Raw genomic sequence first — 21,126 nt, forward strand, 5'->3', positions numbered from 1 at the left:
GCGGGCGACATTGAACCGGCCGACAATCACGTTGCCCGCGCGGAAAACTGCCCTGCCGGTAACTTACTTGCTCCCGCCGAGGAACTTGTCGAAGCCCTTGGGCAGGTTGAGCTGGGACGGATCGAAATCCGCTCCCTGCTGGCCGAAGGCGGCACCGGTGGGCAATGCCTTGCCGGCGTTGGCACGCCGGGCCTCCGCCTCGCGGAGCTCCTGGGCTGCCTTGGCCGGGTTTCCCGACTTGGCCTTCTTCTTGGGCGCGTTCTTGGCGCCCTTGCGGGCACCTCCCGCGCCGCCGCCCATGCCCGGCATCCCCGGCATGCCGGGCATTCCGCCGCCGGCTGCCATCTTCTTCATCATCTTCTGCGCCTGGGCAAACCGCTCCAGCAGGCCGTTGACGTCCGACACATGCATGCCCGACCCCTTGGCGATGCGGGCCCGGCGTGATCCGTTGATGATTTTCGGGGCCACGCGCTCGTGTGGCGTCATGGAACGGACGATCGCTTCCACGCGGTCGATTTCGCGTTCGTCGAACTGCTCCAGTTGCTGGCGGATGTTCTGCGCGCCCGGCATCATCATGAGCATTTTCTTCATGGAGCCCATGTTGCGGATCTGCTGCATCTGGGCGAGGAAGTCGTCGAGGGTGAAGTCTTCCTGGTCGGCGAACTTCTTCGCCATCCGCGCCGCTTCGTCCTTGTCCCAGGACTTTTCCGCCTGCTCGATCAGGGTGAGGACATCGCCCATGTCGAGGATGCGGGACGCCATGCGGTCCGGGTGGAAGAGCTCAAAGTCGTCAACGCCTTCGCCGGTGGAGGCGAACATGACCGGCTTGCCGGTGACCGACGCAACGGACAGGGCGGCACCGCCGCGGGCGTCGCCGTCGAGCTTTGAGAGAACGATGCCGGTGAAGTTGACGCCTTCATCGAAAGCGAGCGCCGTATTGACGGCGTCCTGGCCGATCATGGAGTCGATGACGAAGAGCACTTCGTTCGGCACGATGGCACGGCGGATCTGGCGCGCCTGCTCCATCATGTCGGCGTCCACGCCGAGTCGTCCGGCGGTGTCAACGATGACGACGTCGTAAAGCTTCTGCCGCGCTTCCTCGACACCGGCGCGGGCAACCGCCACGGGGTCGCCCGCAGGATGGTCCAGTTCGGTGGACGTGGCACCCGGGTGCGGGGCGAAGACGGGAACTCCGGCGCGCTGGCCGACCACCTGGAGCTGGGTTACGGCGTTGGGCCGCTGGAGGTCGCATGCCACGAGCATGGGGCTGTGGCCCTGGGACTTCAGCCACTTGGAGAGTTTGCCGGCGAGGGTGGTTTTGCCGGCACCCTGAAGGCCCGCGAGCATGATGATGGTGGGGCCGGTCTTGGCCAGCCGGATGCGCCGGGTTTCGCCGCCCAGGATCTCTACGAGTTCCTCGTTGACGATCTTGACGATCTGCTGGCTGGGGTTCAACGCACCGGAGACCTCGGCGCCCAGGGCACGCTCGCGCACCCGGCCTGTGAACTCGCGGACCACTGGCACAGCAACGTCGGCGTCCAGGAGGGCCCGCCGGATCTCGCGGACCGTGGCGTCAACGTCCGCCTCGGTGAGGCGGCCCTTGCCGCGGAGATTCTTGAAGGTTGCTGTCAACCGGTCAGAGAGTGAATTGAACACGCGCCGTGCACTTCTTTCAGTGGATCTACAGCTGGCGGCCGGTGCGGCTCGCCAGAGTCGTGACTGTTGTTGGCCTGGACCAACTGCCTCGACAACGGGACTCGACTATCTAGGGTACCAAGACAGCCCTTCAAGATGGCATGCTGGCAGGATGGCCACCCAAACAACTGTAAAAACCCTGCTCATCCTTGGTGCGTCAGGGGATCTTACCGGCCGGCTGCTCCTGCCGGGGCTCGCACGGCTGGCCGCCCGGGGCCGCGCCGACGGGCTGACGCTCGTGGGGGCAGGGTCGGATCCCTGGACCCGGGAGCAATGGCTTGAACGTGTGGAGACGTCCTTTGCCGACTCGAACTCCCAGGCGGACGCCGCCGGCAAGCGCGAACTCAAGCGGATTGCGGGGTCAACGTCGTATCACCAGCTTGACGTGACCGCCGCCGGCGGACTTGCCTCCCTGCTGTCCGGCCTCGAAGCCCCGGTGGCGGTGTACTTCGCCCTTCCGCCCCACGTCAGCCAAAAAGCCTGCGAAGTGCTGGCCCCGGAGGACGTGCCCGCCGGCACGCGCCTGGTGATGGAAAAGCCGTTCGGTTCCAGTGAGGATTCCGCCCGCCACCTCAACGTGACCCTGGCGGCGCTGGTCCTGGAGGACCACATCCACCGGGTGGACCACTTCCTGGGCAAGGCGACGGTGCTCAACATCCTCGGCCTGCGTTTCGCCAACACCTTCCTGGAGCCGGTCTGGAACCGCGATTACATCGAGAAGGTGGAGATCATCTTTGATGAGGACCTGGCGCTGGAAGGCCGCGCACGCTACTACGACGCCGCCGGCGCGCTCCGTGACATGATCCAGAGCCACCTGCTGCAGATCATGGCCCTGATGGCCATCGAGCCGCCGGCAACCGTCGATGAGCGCGATCTCCGCGACGCTGTGGCCACCCTCCTGCGCGCCAGCAGCATCAAGGCCCCCTACCGCGCGAACACGCGGCGGGCCCGATACACCGCCGGGTCCATCGACGGCAGGCAGGTCCCCGACTATGTCAAGGAAGCAGGCGTGGACGCGGCCAGGAACACCGAAACACTCGCGGAGGTGCAGGTGGGCATCGACAACTGGCGGTGGCAGGGTGTCCCCTTCATCCTCCGTTCCGGCAAGGCGCTCGGAGCAAAACGCAAGGAGGCAGTTGTCACCTTCAAGCCAGTGCCGCACCTGCCCGCAGGATTCACCGGCGTCGACTCGCCCAACCAGCTCCGCATCGGGTTCGGGCCCGACACCCTCCAGTTCGACGTCGACGTGAACGGCCCCGGCAACGTCCTGAGCCTCGACCGGGTAACGCTCAACGCCGAACTCAGCGCTTCCGACCTGCTGCCCTACGGTGAAGTGCTCGAGGGCGTCCTCACCGGCGATCCGCTGCTCTCAGTGCGGGCGGACACCGCCGAGGATTGCTGGCGGATCATTGAGCCGGTGATCAAGGCATGGGAACGCGGCAGCGTTCACATGGAGGAATACGCGGCCGGAACGTCCGGTCCCGAGGGCTGGCCGGCCTAGGTGCTCCCAGCGCCGCCGTTCCCAAGGTAACTGTTCCCAACACAGCGGTTCCCACCGCAGGTCTTCGCAACGCAGCGGTTCCCAACGCAAAAGCGGGCCCGGCACCTTGTCAGGTGCCGGGCCCGCTTGAGGCAAAGCTCATTGGGCTGGCCGTCGGCTAGATGGCGGCTGAGCCGCGTTCACCCGTTCGTACCCTTACAGCTTCAAAGACGTCCACCGTCCAGACCTTGCCGTCACCGGCACGGCCTGTGTTGGAGCTGGCGATGATGACATCCAGGATGTCGTCCGCCTGTTCGTCCGTGGCCAGGACCTCAACGCGGATCTTGGGAAGCAGGTCCACGTTGTACTCAGCCCCGCGGTACACCTCGGTGTACCCGCGCTGCCTGCCGTACCCGCTGGCGGCGCTGACCGTGAGGCCCTGCACGCCATAGGATTCGAGCCCCTCCCGGATGGAGTCGAGCTTTTCCGGCCGGACGATTGCTGTGATCAGTTTCATGCCCCCACACTTTCCTTACCTGTTGCTGCGTCAGTCTTCTTGCCGTCTTCGGCTACCGGAGCGGACTCCTCGCCCTGCTTGCCGGTGATCAGTTCATGCAGCGGCTGGAAGCTCCCGCCGTGGCCGCCGACGCCGAATTCGTAGGCAGTTTCTGCGTGCAGGCTGAGGTCCACGCCCACAACTTCCTGCTCCTGGGAGACGCGGAAGCCCATGGTCTTGTGGATGGCCAGTGCGATCACGGTCGTCAGGACGGCCGAGTAGGCGATGGCAATGCCCGCCGCTGCGAGCTGGGCCCACAGCTGGGTCAGTCCGCCGCCGTAGAACAGGCCGCCACCGACCCCTTCAACCGGGAGGGCGATGAAGCCGAGTGCCACGGTACCGATAACGCCCGAGACGAGGTGGACGCCGACAACGTCCAGCGAGTCATCGAAGCCCCAGCGGAACTTCAGGCCGACTGCCAGGGCGGAGGCCACACCGGCGACGACGCCGAGGCCCAGCGCGCCGATCGGGCTGACGTTTGCACAAGCCGGGGTGATGGCGACCAGGCCGGCCACCACGCCGGAAGCTGCGCCCAGTGACGTGGGGTGGCCGTCGCGGATGCGTTCGGTGATGAGCCAGCCGAGCATGGCAGCTGCCGGTGCGGCGAGGGTGTTGACCCAGATTAGGCCGCCCTGTTCCGCCGTCGTTGCTGCGCCGCCGTTGAAGCCGAACCAGCCGAACCACAGGATCGCCGCACCGAGCATCACGAACGGGATGTTGTGCGGGCGGTGGTTCGGGTCCTTGCCGAAGCCCCTGCGGTTGCCGATGATCAAAACGAGAATGAGTGCGGCCACACCGGCATTGATGTGCACCACGGTGCCACCGGCGAAGTCAATGGCAGGACCGAGAGCCTTGCCGACGGCACCCTCAGGCCCGAAGAGGCCTCCGCCCCAGACCATGTAGGCGATCGGGCAGTAAACCAGCGTGACCCAGACCGGGACGAACACGGTCCATGCGCCGAACTTTGCGCGGTCCGCGATGGCGCCGCTGATCAGTGCCACCGTGATGATGGCGAAGGTTGCTGCGTAGCCGACCTTGATGAGTCCGTCCGGGGTGGTGATTCCCTCGAGTCCGAACGTTGCGAACGGGTTGCCGACGATCTGCATGAAGCCTTCGCCGGAGCTCATGGATGCGCCCCAGAGTACCCACACCACACCGACCATGCCGATGGAGATGAAGCTCATCATCATCATGTTCAGCGCGGCCTTCGCACGCGTCATGCCGCCGTAGAAAAATGCCAGCCCTGGTGTCATGAACAGCACAAGTGCCGCCGCAACCATAAGCCATACGTGACCTGCGGTAAGTTCCATGGTGCACGTCCTCCCTTGCCTAGATGCTTTGTTGATCCCGCGGAGTTCTCCGCATGCCCAACGCCTATTTGCGTTCTAAGAAGATTTTTGCCGGGCTGTGTTTCGCCGGCGGAGGAATTAGATGTCCGGGTTGTTACAAGAACCTCCCGGAAGTAAATGGTGCATATCCCACTTGTTACGGTTATGTTTCACCAGTCCCAAACGCCCTCCACAGCACTCCGCAAGGACAACGGCACCATGAACGATCGTTTCCGCCCCGGTAAGGCCTTGCCCGGCCGAAATGGCGGCCCACCAGGCCACCCCGGCCCCGCGGCACAGACTCCCGGCACACGCCTCCCGCGCGACATTAAGGTGATGCTGGTCGCAGCGTTCCTGATTGCGCTTGGTTTCGGGCTGGTGGCGCCTGTGTTGCCCCAATTCGCCACCACCTTCGACGTCGGCGCCACTGCCGCCGCCGTCATTGTGAGCATCTTTGCCTTCACGCGGCTGCTGTTCGCGCCTGCCGGCGGCGCGTTGATCGTGAAGCTGGGCGAACGTCCCGTCTATGTTGCCGGCCTGTTGATCGTGGCCGTCTCAACTGCGGCGTGCGCGTTCGCCCAGGACTATTGGCAGTTGCTCATTTTCCGGGGACTGGGCGGCGCGGGCTCGGTGATGTTCACGGTCGCATCCATGGCCCTGGTGGTTCGGCTGGCACCGCCGGAAAGCCGCGGAAGGGTTTCCGGCGCCTACGCTTCCGCTTTCCTCATCGGCAACGTCTGCGGCCCCATCGTCGGCGGATTGCTCGCCGGCTTCGGCCTGCGCATCCCGTTCCTGGCGTACGCGGCCGCGCTGGTCCTGGCGGCACTGGTGGTCCAGACCCAGCTCAGCCATGTGCCGGGGAAATCACGGAAGGACGGCGGCACCGGGCCGGCGATGGGGCTGGGCGAGGCGATGCAGGACAGTGCCTACCGTGCTGGACTCTTTTCCAGCTTCGCCAACGGCTGGGCTACGTTCGGTGTGCGCATGGCCACGGTGCCGCTCTTCGCCGTGGCGGCGCTGGGTGGGGGGCCGGCTGCGGCGGGCTGGGCGCTGGCCGTCTTTGCCGGCGGCAACGCCGCAGCACTGACAGTCTCGGGGAAACTTGCTGACAGCCTCGGACGCAAGCCCCTGATGATTGCCGGTTTGGTCCTGACGGGCGTGGCGACGGCGGGAATCGGGTTCACCCACGACATGACCTGGTTCCTGGCGGCCTCCGCCGTCGCCGGAATAGGTTCCGGCCTGCTGGGTCCGGCCCAGCAGGCCGCCATTGCCGACGTGATCGGCAACGGGCGCTCCGGCGGCCGGGTGCTCGCGGTCTTCCAGATGATGTCCGACGCGGGTGCCATCGTCGGCCCCGTCCTCGCCGGTGTGCTCGCGGACCGGTTAGGGTACGGTTGGGCCTTCGGCGTGACCGGTGGCGTGCTGATCGTGGCTGCGGCCGGCTGGCTCTTCGCGCGGGAGACCGTCCACAGGCCTGCCTAAGCCGTGCACGTAGTTCAGCAGTGCACGTAGTTCAGCAGTGCACGTAGTTCAGCAGTGCACGTAGTTCAGCAGCGCACCTAGTTCAGCAGCGCGTCCACGAAGCTCTCGGCGTCGAACGGTGCGAGGTCGTCCGCGCCTTCGCCCAGCCCGATCAGCTTGACCGGAACCCCGAGCGTCTTCTGGATTGCCACCACGATGCCGCCCTTGGCGGTGCCGTCCAGTTTGGTGAGCACGATGCCGGTGATGTTCACGACCTCGGAAAACACGCGGGCCTGGTTCAGGCCGTTCTGTCCGGTGGTGGCATCCAGCACCAGAAGGACCTCGTCCACTTCGGCCAGCTTCTCGATGACGCGCTTGACCTTGCCGAGCTCGTCCATCAGGCCGACTTTGTTCTGCAGCCGGCCGGCGGTGTCGATCATCACGACGTCGACCTCCTGGTCGATTCCTGCCTTGACCGCTTCATAGGCGACTGAGGCGGGGTCGGCGCCGTCGACGTCGGACTTCACGGTGGGAACGCCGACGCGCTGGCCCCACGTGGCGAGCTGTTCGGCGGCTGCGGCACGGAACGTGTCCGCAGCGCCCAGCAGGACGTCCTTGTCTTCGGCCACAAGGACGCGCGCGAGCTTGCCCACTGTGGTGGTTTTTCCTACGCCGTTGACACCGACCACCATCATGACAGAGGGCTTGTCAGCGTGGCGTTCGGTGCGGAGGCTGCGGTCCATGGTCGGGTCCACGAGCTTGATCAATTCTTCGCGAAGCAGGGCCTTGACCTGCTCGGGGGTCCGTGTCCCCAGCACCTTGACGCGTTCCCGGAGGGCGTCCACCAGCTGGATGGTCGGTGCGGTGCCAAGATCCGCCAGCAGGAGGGTTTCTTCGACTTCGTCCCAGACGTCTTCGTCAATCTTGTCGCTGGACAAGAGCGCGAGCAGGCCCTTGCCGAGGATGTTGTTGGACCTGACAAGGCGTTCACGGAGCCGGGTCAGCCGTCCGGCAACCGGCAGCGGAGTTTCGACAGCAATGGTTTCAAGCCCCGCCGCGTCGTCCGGGACCTCGGCCGGTTCCAGTCCTTCGAGGTCGACGGCGGCTGGCGCCTGGCGCTCGGTTGTCACCGCCGGGCGGTCCTCCACCAGCGTTCCGCCCGCGCCGCGCACGGGTTCGACAGGATCGTTGGCGTCGCGGGTGCCCGGGTACTTCGTGATGTTCCGGCGGGTCTTCAGGAGGACCGGGATCAGTCCGCCAACGACCACCAGGGCAGCGAGGATGGCAAGGATAATGGGGAGGATGTCATTCACTCCCCTAGCTTCTCACAATCGCGGGACGCGGCCGGAGACTGACGCCGGCGTCGGCCGCGGGCCCGCAGCCGGGCTAGACTTCGGCGCCGAGGCGCTGGCTGATGACTGTTGACACCCCGTCGCCCCGCATGGTGACGCCGTACAGTGCATCGGCAACCTCCATGGTCCGCTTCTGGTGCGTGATGACGATCAGTTGGCTGGACTCACGGAGTTCCTCGAAGATCGTGATGAGCCTGCCCAGGTTGGTGTCGTCCAAAGCAGCCTCCACTTCGTCCATCACGTAGAACGGCGACGGGCGCGCCTTGAAGATGGCCACGAGCAGGGCCACTGCGGTCAGCGAACGTTCGCCGCCGGACAGCAGGGAGAGCCGCTTGATCTTCTTGCCGGCCGGCCGTGCCTCCACCTCAATGCCCGTGGTGAGCATATCCGACGGGTCGGTCAGGACGAGCCGGCCCTCGCCGCCGGGAAAGAGCCGGGCGAACACACGGACGAACTGTGCCGAGGTGTCCGCGAACGCTTCGGCGAAGACCTTCTGGACACGGTCATCCACTTCCTTGATGATGTCCAGCAGATCCTTGCGGCTGGATTTGAGGTCCTCCAGCTGGCTGCTGAGGAACTGGTGCCGTTCCTCCAGGGCCGTGAACTCCTCCAGTGCCAGCGGGTTCACCCGGCCCAGGGAGGAGAGATCCCGCTCGGCCTTGCGAAGCCGTTTTTCCTGCTCGCCGCGGACAAACGGTTTGCCCTCCGGGATCGGCCTGCCGTCCTCGTCCACCACCGCGCGGAGGGCCGCCCACTTGTCGGCGGATTCTTCGGCGGTCACGGGCACCGGCTGGTCCGGACCGTAGTCCGCTACCAGCTGGTCCGGAGACAAGCCGAGCTCCTCGACCGAGCGCAGCTCGAGGGCCTCGATCCGCAGCCGCTGCTGCGTCCGGGCAAGCTCGTCGCGGTGCACCGAATCCGTCAGTTCCGCCAGCTCGCGGCCCAGGGCGTCATTCTGTGACCGTACCTCCACAAGTTCGCGATCCCTCAGCTCCCGCTCTTCCTCCGCAAGGTCCCGGGCGCGGAGGGCGAGATCCACGGAGATGTCCATGAACGCGATAGCCTGCTCCGCCGCAGCCGAAACAGCAGCAGCCCGGCCCGCCTGGAGCCTGCGGCGGCGGGCACGCCGCGCCGCTTCTTCCCGCGCCCGGCGCTCGGCCGCCGCGGCACGTTCCAATGAAAGGGCCCGGTTGCGGGTGGCGGTGAGTTGTTCCTCGGCGCTCCGGAGCGAAAGCCTGGCCTCCATCTCGGCAGACCGTGCCGCGGACGCCGCCAGCGCCAGCTCGTCACGGAGCTCGGCTGAGGGCTCCTCGTCCGCGGGGGCCTGCCGGGCTGCATCGAGGCGTGCGGTCGCGGCTTCGAGGGCCTCCTGTTCGGCGACAATGTTTGCCTCGGCCCTGGCCAGCGACGCACCGAGCCTTTCGCTCTCCCCCACTGCGCTCCGGAGGACCGAGTTTAGATGGCCCAGCCGTTCCGCCACGGCGGCCAGCCGGGCATCTGATTCGTGGAGACGGTCCAGGGCGGCGTCTGCCCGTTCCTGGGCTTCGGCCTTTCGCGCCACCGCCGAGGCCAGTGCAAACCGGTTCCGTTCGAGATCGGCGCCAACCGCGGCGAGCCTCGTTTCGGCGTCGTCGACGGCAGCCTGCACTTCCAGCAGCGACGGTGCACTCGCCGAGCCGCCCCGGACGGTGAAGGCTGTGAAGACGTCGCCCGCGCGCGTCGCAACCGTCAGACAAGGCTGCTCGCGGATAAGCTCCGACGCCGCTTCCAGGCCGTCAACAACCACAGTGGCATCCAACACGCTGCGCACCAGGGTGTCCAGCAGCAGGTCCGCCGCGGCACCGCCGGCGTCAGATGCCCTGACCAGCTCCGCAGCCCATCGGGCACCCTGCGGAAGGGGACGTCGGGCCGGCACAGCGGGTACATCAGACATCGCTTCCGGGTTGCCCTGCCCGGCAGGGGCCGCCAGCAGCAGCGAGGCGAGGCCGGCGTCGTCGTCCTTAAGCAGTTGCAGCGCTTCGACGGCGGTACCGTCGTCCCGGACGACGACGGCGTCAGAGCAGTTCCCCAATGCGGCGGCGACGGCCGCTTCATAGCCGGATTCGACGGCGAGCATCGAGGCCAGGGGCCCAATGACCCCGGGCAATCCCGAGCCGGCCACGCGGCCGGACCCGTCCTTGCGGTTGAGCCCGAGCTGGAGTGCGTCGCGCCTGGCGAGCAGCGAATCGCGTTCCCGTTCCCCGTCGCGCCCGGCCGACGTGAGGGCTTCAATGTCGGTCAGGATTTCGTCCAGGGCAGCGCTGGCATCCTCGTAATCGGCGTCAAGGGATTCCTCGCCGTCCTCGACGCCGGCGACCTGCGATTCCAGCGCCGTAAAATCGCTCTGGGCGCGGCGCCGCCGCTCGTCACCGGCGGCCTGGGATTCCCGGAGCCGGCCAAGTTCGGCTTGTGCCGCCTCAACGCGTGACCGTGCCGCACCCACCTGGCCGGCCAGTTTTGCCAGCCCCTCCCGGCGGTCGGCAGCCGCACGAAGCACAGCAGCCAGCCGTTTGTCTTCGGCACTCGCCGCACTCTCGGCGTCCTGCTTGGCTGCCGTCGCGGCTTCCAGCGCGATGCGTTTTTGCAGGATCCCGTCTTCCAGTGCGGCTTGTTCTTCGCGGACGCGGGCAGCGTTTCTTTCAAGCTGTTCCGGATCCCGTCCCGAGTCCGGCATCTCGTCCGCGGCGCCCAGCAACCGGCGGCGTTCCTCCGCAAGCGACCCGAGGGAACGGAATCTTTCGCGGCCTGCCGAGAGCTGGTACCAGGTGTCCCGCGCAGCGTTGAGCTTGGGCGTTGCCTCGGCCGCCTGCCGTTCCAGCGCCGACTGCCGCTGACGACCGTTTTCGAGGCCCTGCTCCACAATCGCCCTGCGCGCCTTCAGCGCGGATTCATCCGCCACCTCCTGGGCCAGGACGGACCGCAGCTGCACAAGGTCGTCCGCCAGGAGCCGGGCTCGGGCGTCCCGCACTTCAAACTGCACGCTTTGGGCGCGGCGGGCCACTTCCGCCTGTTTGCCGAGCGGGGTCAGCTGCCGCCGGATTTCACTGGTGAGGTCACCCAGTCGCTGCAGGTTCGCCTGCATCGCCTCCAGCTTCCGGACCGTCTTTTCCTTGCGCCGGCGGTGTTTGAGAATCCCGGCGGCTTCTTCGATAAAGCCGCGCCGGTCCTCCGGTGTGGCGTGCAGGACCTTATCCAGCTGCCCTTGCCCCACAATCACGTGCATTTCACGGCCCAGTCCGGAATCGGAGAGCAGTTCCTGAATGTCCAGGAGCCGGCAGCCAGCGCCGTTGATGGCGTACTCCGACCCGCCGGTGCGGAACAGCGTGCGGGAGATGGTCACTTCGCTGTACTCGATCGGCAGGGCGCCGTCTGTGTTGTCGATGGTCAACGAGACGTGGGCCCGGCCCAGCGGCGGCCGGCCCGACGTGCCCGCGAAGATGACGTCCTCCATCTTGCCGCCGCGCAGTGTTTTGGCACCCTGTTCGCCCATGACCCAGGACAAGGCGTCCACAACATTGGATTTTCCGGAACCGTTCGGACCGACCACTGCAGTGACGCCCGGCTCGAAGTCGAACGTCGTGGCTGACGCGAACGACTTGAATCCGCGGACGGTCAGGCTCTTGAGGTGCAAGGTGTTTCGGATCTCCTGAGTGGCTGATGTTCTGAGCTGCTGAAATTCTGAGTGCTGAAATTCGGCGTGTTCCTGCCTCAAATCTACTGCGTGGCACCGACATTGCCCGGATTTGGGCATGTTCACGCAATCAGACCCTTGCCTCGCGTCCCCGCGTACCCTTAGACTCGCGGCTAGAGGTTGCTTGACGCTGCTCGACCCGGTGGTCTCACACCGGATCGACTTGGCAAGATCCAGCGAAGCTGGACAGGCCATGATGCAGTGAGGGGCGTTAACGACGCAACCTTTTGATGGACGACAACTGAATATCTTGGTTTGGCTGCGCCGGGGGGCGGCATGCAGGGCAGTGCATCGAGCACCGCCTGATCCGCAACTGCGCACTCACTCCAGGAGTTCACATGTCCCAGTCCTCAGTCGATCGCACCATTAGAGCCTTCAAGCAGGTCGTCTTTCTGCTGTCATTGGCCATGGTGGCCGCGCTTCTGCCCGCTGCGGCACCGGCCGCGCTGTTACCTTTCGCGTACGCGGCGGACCCCTGCTCTCCGGTTGTGAACGCCATAGCGTGTGAAAACTCCAAACCGGGAAGCCCTCCGTCGGAATGGGACATCGACGGCGCAGGCGACTCCGCCATTCAGGGTTTCGCGACGGAAATCAGCGTCAATGCCGGCCAACCGATTAACTTCAAGGTCGATACCAATGCGCCCAGCTACACCATTGCCATTTACCGGACCGGCTGGTATCAAGGGCTCGGCGCTCGCAAGATCGCCAACGTCACCCCACTTGCTTTCAGGCAATCACAGCCTCAATGCCGTTCAGACGTAGCAACCGAACTCTACGACTGCGGAGTATGGGCTGTCTCGGCCACATGGCAGGTACCGGCGACGGCAGTCTCCGGCGTATATGTCGCCCTGCTGACCCGGCCGGACACCGGCGGCCGAAGCCATATCACCTTCGTCGTCCGCTCCGACGGCAGCAAGTCCGACGTGGTCTTCCAGACCTCCGACACAACGTGGCAGGCCTACAACACCTATGGCGGGGCCGATTTCTACCAAGGTGCAGTCAACGGGAGGGCATACAAAATCAGCTACAACCGGCCGTTTGCCACCAGGGGCGAGTCTTCCGGCCGGGACTTCTATTTCGGCAATGAATACCCGCTGGTGCGTTTCCTGGAGAAGAACGGCTACGACGTCAGTTACATCAGCGGCATCGACACCGACCGGAACGGCGCGCAACTCCTGAACCATAAAGTCTTCCTCTCCGTAGGCCACGACGAATACTGGTCCGGCGCGCAGCGGGCCAACATCGAGGCAGCCCGTGACGCCGGCGTGAACTTGCAGTTCCTGTCCGGCAATGAAGGCTACTGGCGCACGCGGTACGAACCCTCCCAGGTCGACGGGGCCGGGTACCGGACCATCACTTCTTACAAAGAGACCTGGTCAAACGGCAAGATCGATCCAAGCACCGAGTGGACCGGAACTTGGCGCGATCCCAGGTTCGCGTCGCCGGCTAACGGGGGCGGCCTGCCGGAGAACGCACTGACGGGAACCCTGTACATGTCAAACTTCACAGATCTGCCCGTGACGGTGAGCGCCGAGGAGGGTAAGGGACGCCTGTGGCGTAACACGGCGCTCTCGTCGCTCGCCGCCGGCAGTTCCGCGCAACTTGCACCCCATACTGTCGGATACGAGTCCGACGAGGACCTGGACAACGGCTACAGGCCGGCGGGCCTGGTCAGGCTGTCCACCACCACCGGCCCCACATCCCAGTACCTCCAAGACTTCGGTAACACGGTAAAGCCCGGAACCACCACGCACAGCACCACCCTGTACCGCGCTGCGAGCGGAGCGCTGGTCTTTTCCGCCGGTAGCGTGCAATGGACGTGGGGCTTGGACCAACAGCATGACGGCGATGGAGCCGCTGCGGACCCGCGGATGCAGCAGGCACAGGTCAATCTGCTGGCGGATATGGGCGCCCAGCCCGGCACGCGTGACCCTGCCTTGACCGCGGCAACCGCCAGTAGTGATGTGACAGCACCAACAACCACCATTTCCTCGCCCGCGGCAGGAGCCACGGTTGCCCACGGCAGTAGCGTGACGGTCTCAGGCACCGCCAGCGATACCGGCGGCATCGTGGCTGGCGTCGAAGTCTCAGCCGACGGCGGCCGCACCTGGCATCCGGCCCAAGGAAAACAAAACTGGACTTACTCCTACATCCAAAAGGGACTCAACACGGCCAGCATCATGGTTCGCGCAGTGGACGACAGCGCCAACATCGGTGCCCCTGCGACGCGTAACCTGCAGCTCAGCGGCCCCTACACCGTCTTTGGCCAGGAAGTGCCGGCCGTTCCCGACGCCGGTGATGCCGGCGCCTACGAGCTTGGCATGAAGATCACGCCGAGCGTAGACGGTTTCATCACCGGAGTCCGATTTTATAAAAGCACCGCAAATACCGGCACCCACGTCGGCTCTGTCTGGAACTCGGCCGGGCAACGTCTGGCGACCGCCACGTTCACATCGGAGACGGCGTCAGGCTGGCAGAAGGTCCTGTTCAGCCAGCCCGTTCCAGTTACCGCGGGACAAAAATATGTCGTTTCCTACTGGGCGCCGAACGGTCGCTATTCAGCCCAAGAAAACCGATGGGTGTACGCCGGTTCTAGCGACGCTCCCCTGACCGTGGCGGGCGGATTCGGGGCTGAGCCGGCTGGCGTCTATGGCACTGAGCCAAGCTATCCCACCAATAGTTTCAACAACGGCAATTATTTCGTCGATGCCGTGTTCGACACGGTGGACAGCACCCCGCTGACCGCTTCGGGACAGTGGCCGCTGGGCGGATCGTCCAGCGTCCCGCAGGGCACAACGGTCGGGGCCGTCTTCTCAAAGCCGGTGACGGCATCCAGCGTGCAGTTGACACTTAAAGCAGCCGACGGCACCACTGTGGCAGGCTCAACCAGCTACGACTCCACAACGCGCAAAGTGACGTTCACACCGGCTGCCGTCCTCTCCCTGGCGACAGGGTACACTACCACGCTCAGCGCTACTGCCTCCACCGGCGGGTCCCTTACTGCCGGTGGAGCATGGTCCTTCACCACGGTGGTCTCGCCGCCGTCTCCAGGCAGCTGCCCGTGCAGCTTCTACGATGACTCGGTCCTCCCCGGAATCCAGGAGATCAGGGACGGCGTCCCGCTGACCCTCGGCGTCCGTTTCTCCAGCACAGCCGATGGCACCGTCACAGGTGTCCGCTTTTACAAGTCCGCCGGCAACACCGGCACCCATACCGGCACTCTGTTCACCGCCGCGGGGCAACAACTGGCAACAGTCACCTTCGCCAATGAGAGCACAGCCGGATGGCAGACGGCGTACTTCAACCAGCCGGTCGGGATGTCGGCCAACACCGAGTACATCATGGCCTACAAGACCTCGACGGGTGCCTACTCCGCCACGGTGAACGGCTTTGGTCCCGGCGGCCTTAGCGTCGGAAACTTGCGGACTGTCTCCGATGCCGGCGCCTATTCGTACAGCAACGACTTCCCGAATGTCCGCTCCACTGCCAGCTACCTGGTGGATGTCGTGGTCCAATACCCGGAACCGGCGTTTGTGGCGGGCGCCCAAACCCCGCTCCCCGGTTCGTCCAGTGTTGGGCTGAACACAACTGTCAGCGCGACATTCTCCAAACCGGCCACCGCAGCGAGTGTCCAGTTCACGCTTGCTGGCCCCGGGGGCACAAACATCGCCGGGACCACGAACTACGACCCGGCAACTGGCAAGGTGACATTCACGCCCTCGGCACAACTTGCGGCGGCCACCAGCTACACGGCGAACCTGACGGCCACCTCCACAACTAACCAGCCGCTCAGCGCCGGCGGAACTTGGACCTTCACCACGGTGCCGCTCCCCCGGACCGATGGAGTCTGTCCCTGCACCCTTTACCAGGACACGGTCACCCCGACCGTTCTGGAAGTCAAGGACGCAGCCCCGCTGGCTTTGGGCGTACGGTTCGCCAGCTCCACCAGCGGACAGGTCACCGGCATCCGCTTCTACAAGTCCGCCGGCAACACCGGAATCCACACGGGAGGCCTCTTCAGCATCACAGGCCAACAGCTCGCGACAGTCACATTCACGGCCGAGTCCAGCGCCGGCTGGCAAACGGCTACCTTCAACCAGCCAGTGGCCATCGCAGCTGACACCGAGTATGTGGCAGCCTACAAGTCGCCGACCGGCACGTATTCGGCAACACCCGGCGGCTTCACCACCGGGTTTACGAGCGGACCGCTGCGGACGGCAGCCGACTCCGGCGGGTTCTCCTACAGCGGCGACTTCCCGGGTTCGTCGTCCAGCTCCAGCTACCTTGTTGACCTGGTCTTCCAAACGTCGGGTGTGGCGCCTCCGCCTCCGCCGGAGCCTTTGACGGTGACTGCGCAGTCGCCGGCACCGAATGCCACCGCGGTGGCGCTCAACGTCCAGCCGAGCCTCACGGTGTCCTCGGCCGTACAGCCCGGCGCTTCACTCACCCTGGCGGCCGGCGGAGCCAACATTGCAGGAGCGTCGGCGCTGTCCGCGGACGGCCGCACGCTGACGTTCACGCCGGCACAACAGTTGCCTGCCAATACCGTCATCACAGCGAGCGCGTCCAATGTCGTGTCGCTGGCGGGCGCGGCGCTGGCGCCCACCTCGTGGCAGTTCACCACGCTCACTCCTCCGCCGCCCACACAGTCCCTCTTCGCGTCTGTGCTGCCGCAGATCGCAGCGTCAACGGATGTCCGGGCAGTGGAACTCGGTGTGGTGTTCAAGTCCTCCGTTGCCGGTTCTGTCACGGCCATCCGCTTCTACAAAGGGACGAGCAACACGGGCACTCACACAGGTTCGCTGTGGACGGCATCTGGTGTGCGGCTGGCTAAAGTGACGTTCACGAACGAAACGGCCAGCGGCTGGCAGACCGCATTGCTGCCGACCCCGATAGCGCTGACAGTAGGCACGAACTACGTCGTGTCCTACAACGCCCCGGCGGGCCGTTACTCCTATACGCCGAACTTCTTTTCCAAGGCGTGGACAAGCGGTGCGCTGACAGCCAGGGCCAACAACAACGGGCTGTACCGTTTTGGTTCGGGAACGGCGGTTCCTAACCAAACAAGCAATTCGACCAACTACTTCGTGGACGTTGTCTTCGCTCCGAAGTAATCCGGAACCGGAAACCGTGACACCCTGAGGGCCCCTCGGCCAAACATCGAGGGGCCCTTTGCTGTACCCCGGGGAGCCTTCGGGCCTCACCGCGGAAGAAGCTCCTCGGCCGTACCGCTCATGGCGGTGCGGAGGGGCCCTCGCCTACGGCTGGGGTGTGTGCGGGGAGACGTTGCCGGTGCGGCGGGCGGATCCTACGGCGGGAGTTAGCGCACCACGGACGGCGACCAGGCGTGCTCTATGAAGAGCGAGGCAGGGGCAGAAGGATGTGTCCCGATCTGCCAGATATCGCTGTCGCCCGCAGCGCCGTCGCGGGGCAGCCCGTAGAGCAGTGTTACGTCATCGAGCCACTCGATCTGGTCGTCAACGCTGCGGGCCTCTGACAGGACCGTTTCGACTCCGCTTTCCAGGTCCAGGACGGCGATCTTCCAGTGTGCGGCCAAGGCCGTGCCAGTGTTCTTCTTGTAGGCAATGCGGGTGCCGTCCGGCGAAACCGAGGGGCACTCGACGCCGTCATGGACTGCCGTAAGGGTCCTGGCCGAAATGCTTCCTTTAACGAGCCAGATGCGCCCTGACGACGCCGCCGTGGCATAGAACGCGTCAGTATCCCCGGGGACGAAGGTCACGCCCCAGATATTCCGGTCCGCCGCCGTCACCTGCGCCCCGTTGGCCAGGAGGGCGAAACCTTCCAGGCTCCCGGTTCCGGCGCCTCCGTCAGTCCGGCTGATGGACGTTTCGGTTGAAAAGCCGGCAGCGCCGTAGGAGTGGCCGGAGACAAACACCGTGGTGGACACCAGTGAGCCGTCAGCGCTCATCCGTGTACGGCTGGGGATCCCCGGCAGAGCCCACCGGCCGGTGGGCTGCCATTGCCGGTCCAGCAGGACTGCCTCGAAGTTGGTGACGAGCCCGCGGTTTGTCTTCAGGCAAACGAGGTTCCGGGCGGTGCCGTAGACCCGGTCGCAGGCCTCGGACGCCAGCGACCGCCGGCCGCCGGGTGCCGCCAGCGGAACGGTGCCGGCCATCCCGTACCCCTGTCCAGCCGCCGTGTTGCGGAACAGGACAAAGGGGGCTTCCGGGAGGGCACCGCCGGATGCCACGTTGACGGCGGACGCTGCCGAGCGGCTGTCCTGGAAGCGCTGGAAGGCGACGGCAGCGTAGGAGCCGGCAGCCGTAAGGACCACCACTGTAATCGCCAAAAGGATGATCCAGCGGTTCCTGCCGCTTGCGGGGTTCAAGCTGCTTGCCTCTGACGTGCGCCCGCCCGCAGGATCAGCAACGAGGCAGGTACGGCGACGACCAGGCAGCTTCCCACCACCACCATGGCCGTGGACGGACCCAGTGCGAACCACAGCACGCCAAAGCCGGCCGAAGCTGCCATCCGGCTCAGGGCCACGACAGTCTGGGCTGCGCCGATGCCCGTGGCCAGCTTGTCCGGCGGAGTGAGCTGGCTCGCAAGGGCGGCGAGGACGCCGTCAGTCGCGGCGTAGAAGGCTCCGAGTAGGACCAGGCAGGCCAGGGTCGGGCCCAATCCGCCAAGCGGCGCCGCAGCGAGGAGATAGCTAAGCAGGAGGGCCACATGCCCCGCCACGAAAACTTTCGCCTTCCCCCAGCGGTCCGCCAGCTTGCCCAGCGGGATCGCAAGGACGAGAAACACGACGTTGGTGCCCACGTACAGCAGCGGAAACCACTGCACGGCAAAGGAGTCCCGGTCCTGCAGGACGAGGTAGATGAATCCGTCGCCCACGGTCAGCAGTCCGAGCAGTCCCGAGGCGACGAGCAGCCTGCCCAGTCCGGGCTCCCGCAAGAGGCTCCAGCGGAAGACGAACACCGGGCCCGGCCTCCGTTCCGGCGCGGGTCCCGCCGGGTTTCCCGTCTTCAGGTTGGGCACGAGCAGTGCGAGCGCGGCGACGCCGATCACCGCGAAGGCCAGGGAGACCACGAAAAGGGTGCCATAGCCGTTCGGAATCAGCATGAGGATGAAGAATGCCAGCAGCGGTCCGCTTGCGGCACCGATGTTGTCCAGCATCCGGTGGACGCCGAAGTGGCGCGCCAGGTATTCGGGCTGGGCGGACACCGTGATCAGCGCATCCCGCGGTGCCGTCCGGATCCCCTTGCCGATCCGGTCACCGGTCACGATCGCGGTCAGCGCCCAGAAACCGCCGGCGAAGAGGAAACCGATCCTGGCCACCATTGACAGTCCGTAACCGGCGAGTGCTATCTGTTTTGGATGTCCGCTGCGGTCTGCGGCCCAGCCTGCAGCGATCCTGACAATCGCGCTGGCCCCTTGGTTGATTCCATCCAGAATCCCGAACGCAATGGCGGACAGTCCGAGAAATCCGGTGATGTAGAGCGGGAGGACGGCGGATACCGATTCTGAGGAGACATCGGTGAACATGCTGACGACACCGAGCCAGAGGATGACGGGGGACAGCCGGAATGCCCGCGGGGGCACCGTGGAATCGTTGGCTGCCGGCAGCGCGTCCTTCTTGCCGCCGTTCCGATCCGAGACCGAGATATACATGGCCGCTACCCCGCCGTCGTGTGAAGGTTGCCGAGCAACATGAAGCGGGTACTGCCCGTGCCCGTCGCTGATGTTGTCAGGGTCACCGAATCGGCGCCCCTGACAAAACGGACCGCCCGTTGTCCCTCCGTTGCGGGGGCCGGCTCTGACCAGAAGTTGAGTTTTGCGAGCTGCTGCTGGAAATGGCCCACGACCGAGTCCTGGCTGGCCGCCGATATGGCATCGGCCGTCACCTGCAGCACCGTATCCGCGGCTGATACACCGGTGGAGACCACAACGCTTCCGTCCGGAAAGCGGAGGGATTCCTCGGGGAAGCCAGCCACGATTTTCCCTTGGGCCGAGGCTGTTGGCGGCAGCGGCATGCTAACCAGTGCCGCCGGCGTGGACGGCACCGGAAGCCCGGTGGGGGCCGCCGCCACAGGGGGAAGAACCTCCTGCAACCCGGCGGCCGGTGCGGGGCTTCCCGTTCCCTCCCCTGCTGCTCCGGGAGATTGTCCGGTCCCGCTGTCTGTCGCCGTTCCAGGCGCGGCGGGTATCCCTGCGTCCGGACCTCCCTGCGCCGGAGAGGCTTCGGCCCCGTCCGGGGCGGCAGTGCCGGTGCCTGACGGAGCCGACAGGCTTGCGCCCGGGGCTCCCGCCAGCTGATCGAAGACAAGAGCGGCACCGCCCAGCGCTGCCGCGACACTCACCCCCACGATGACAAGCCTCTTCGCTAACATTGGGCCCCCGCCTCCCGTTCAGGCGTTGAAGACCAACGCGCCTGCGATTCCGGCAGCCTCGGCCGCCTTGAGCACAGTCTGACACCGGGAAAGACAGCTTCGATAGAGTGGCGCTACCTGCTTTTTCGGCCTACCACCGGCCGTTGCGGGGCCTCGGCTGGCAGACGGGGCAGGTGTAGGAGGACCGGTTCATGAATTGTTCGCGTTTCATGAGGCTCACTATTCCTGCAGCTGCGCAGCGCTTGCACTCCTGGTTTTCCCTGCCGTAGGCGTTGAGGGACCGGTCAAAGTACCCCGAGGCGCCGTTGACGTTGACGTACAGGGAGTCGAAGCTGGTCCCGCCCGCGGCGAGGGCATCCAGCATGACCTCACGGGCGGCGTCGAGAACCCTCAGGGCATCGGCGCGGCGGAGCGTATCGGTGGGTCGGGCGTAATGGAGGCGTGCACGCCACAGTGCCTCGTCCGCGTAGATGTTGCCGATGCCGGAAACAAGCCCTTGGTCCAGGAGGGCACGCTTCAACCCCGTCTTCCGGTTCCGCAAGCGGCGGTAGAAGGAGTCGAAGGAAAAGTGCGGGTCCAGCGGATCCCGGGCGATGTGTGCGGCTTCCGCGGCAATGTAGGGCGCGGGCACCTCCCCCAGGCCGCCGGGTCCGCCGTCGGCCGTGGGAACCAGCGACGTCACGAACAGTCCGCCAAAAATGCGTTGATCCACGAACCTGAGCTGTTCCGGCATTCCATCAACAGGGCTCAGCCGCAGGCGGATTTTCAGGTGCTTTTCGTCCGGCACACCGGAATCCTGCATCAGCAGTTGGCCGCTCATTCCCAAGTGCGCCATCAGGGCCACGGCAGGACGGTCATTGGCCGGCGTCGCAGCTGCCGGTTCCTCCAGGGGAAGCCAGAGGAACTTGCCGCGGCGCACCACATCCATGACCCGGGCGCCCTCAAGGTTGCCCGCGAAGTCCTCGGCGCCGAGCGCATGCCGGCGGATGGAACGCGGATCCAGGACGTCAACGGAGGTGATTGTCCGGCCGCGGACCCAGCTCACCAGGCCGCGGCGGACAACTTCAACTTCCGGCAGTTCGGGCACGAAGAACCTAGTGTCCCGCGCCTGAAATTCGGTTCAGAAGTCGGCCGATGGATTCGAGGATCTGTTCTGCTGTCTTGGTCCAG

Annotated in this window: 12 protein-coding genes; 3 read left to right on the top strand and 9 right to left on the bottom strand. The window is 65.6% G+C overall.

Annotated elements, in window-relative coordinates; translation table 11 throughout:
- Window positions 1-63 precede the first annotated feature (63 nt).
- Complete coding sequence (ffh, locus tag PV761_RS19370) at window positions 64-1,656, bottom strand: signal recognition particle protein (RefSeq protein WP_347899305.1); 1,593 nt, start codon at window positions 1,654-1,656, stop codon at window positions 64-66.
- Between the two features lie 151 nt (window positions 1,657-1,807).
- On the opposite strand from ffh, the gene PV761_RS19375 reads away from it, so the two are divergent.
- Window positions 1,808-3,196: a glucose-6-phosphate dehydrogenase gene (locus PV761_RS19375; protein WP_347899306.1), complete on the top strand. Its 1,389-nt coding sequence runs from the start codon at window positions 1,808-1,810 to the stop codon at window positions 3,194-3,196.
- A gap of 157 nt (window positions 3,197-3,353) precedes the next feature.
- Here the strand turns inward: PV761_RS19375 and PV761_RS19380 are convergent, their stop codons facing one another.
- Both PV761_RS19380 and PV761_RS19385 read right to left on the bottom strand, forming a co-directional pair.
- Window positions 3,354-3,692: a P-II family nitrogen regulator gene (locus tag PV761_RS19380; protein WP_011692333.1), complete on the bottom strand. Its 339-nt coding sequence runs from the start codon at window positions 3,690-3,692 to the stop codon at window positions 3,354-3,356.
- A complete protein-coding gene (locus tag PV761_RS19385) occupies window positions 3,689-5,041 on the bottom strand; it encodes an ammonium transporter (protein WP_347899307.1) in 1,353 nt (450 codons plus the stop codon). Before PV761_RS19385 ends, PV761_RS19380 begins: the two co-directional genes overlap by 4 nt.
- A 354-nt stretch (window positions 5,042-5,395) precedes the next feature.
- Between PV761_RS19385 and PV761_RS19390 the strand changes: the two genes are divergently transcribed.
- On the top strand, window positions 5,396-6,541 hold the full coding sequence (locus PV761_RS19390; protein ID WP_347899308.1) for an MFS transporter: 1,146 nt from the start codon (window positions 5,396-5,398) through the stop codon (window positions 6,539-6,541).
- A 77-nt stretch (window positions 6,542-6,618) separates the two neighbouring features.
- Here PV761_RS19390 and ftsY read toward each other — a convergent pair whose 3' ends face one another.
- Entirely contained in the window at window positions 6,619-7,833 is a 1,215-nt protein-coding gene (ftsY, locus tag PV761_RS19395; RefSeq protein ID WP_347899309.1) for a signal recognition particle-docking protein FtsY, read from the bottom strand.
- Window positions 7,834-7,906: 73 nt separating this feature from the next.
- Window positions 7,907-11,542, bottom strand: a complete 3,636-nt coding sequence (gene smc / locus PV761_RS19400; RefSeq protein ID WP_347899310.1) for a chromosome segregation protein SMC — start codon at window positions 11,540-11,542, stop codon at window positions 7,907-7,909.
- Between the two features lie 398 nt (window positions 11,543-11,940).
- Here smc and PV761_RS19405 point away from each other — a divergent pair, with 398 nt between their 5' ends.
- Complete coding sequence (locus PV761_RS19405; RefSeq protein WP_347899311.1) at window positions 11,941-16,716, top strand: DUF4082 domain-containing protein; 4,776 nt, start codon at window positions 11,941-11,943, stop codon at window positions 16,714-16,716.
- A gap of 206 nt (window positions 16,717-16,922) precedes the next feature.
- Here the strand turns inward: PV761_RS19405 and PV761_RS19410 are convergent, their stop codons facing one another.
- From PV761_RS19410 to mutM, 4 genes are all read right to left on the bottom strand, one after another.
- A complete protein-coding gene (locus PV761_RS19410; protein ID WP_347899312.1) occupies window positions 16,923-17,951 on the bottom strand; it encodes a hypothetical protein in 1,029 nt (342 codons plus the stop codon).
- Window positions 17,948-19,237, bottom strand: a complete 1,290-nt coding sequence (locus PV761_RS19415; protein ID WP_347899313.1) for an MFS transporter — start codon at window positions 19,235-19,237, stop codon at window positions 17,948-17,950. The genes PV761_RS19410 and PV761_RS19415 overlap by 4 nt, the downstream gene beginning before the upstream one ends.
- Window positions 19,238-19,242: 5 nt before the next feature.
- The gene (locus tag PV761_RS19420; RefSeq protein ID WP_347899314.1) at window positions 19,243-19,956 is read right to left on the bottom strand and encodes a hypothetical protein; all 714 of its coding nucleotides are present in this window, start codon (window positions 19,954-19,956) and stop codon (window positions 19,243-19,245) included.
- A gap of 130 nt (window positions 19,957-20,086) precedes the next feature.
- A complete protein-coding gene (gene mutM / locus PV761_RS19425) occupies window positions 20,087-21,043 on the bottom strand; it encodes a bifunctional DNA-formamidopyrimidine glycosylase/DNA-(apurinic or apyrimidinic site) lyase (RefSeq protein WP_347899315.1) in 957 nt (318 codons plus the stop codon).
- Window positions 21,044-21,126: the final 83 nt, after the last annotated feature.

Source organism: Arthrobacter sp. CC3 (assembly GCF_039907775.1).
In the GTDB taxonomy this organism is placed as follows: domain Bacteria; phylum Actinomycetota; class Actinomycetes; order Actinomycetales; family Micrococcaceae; genus Arthrobacter.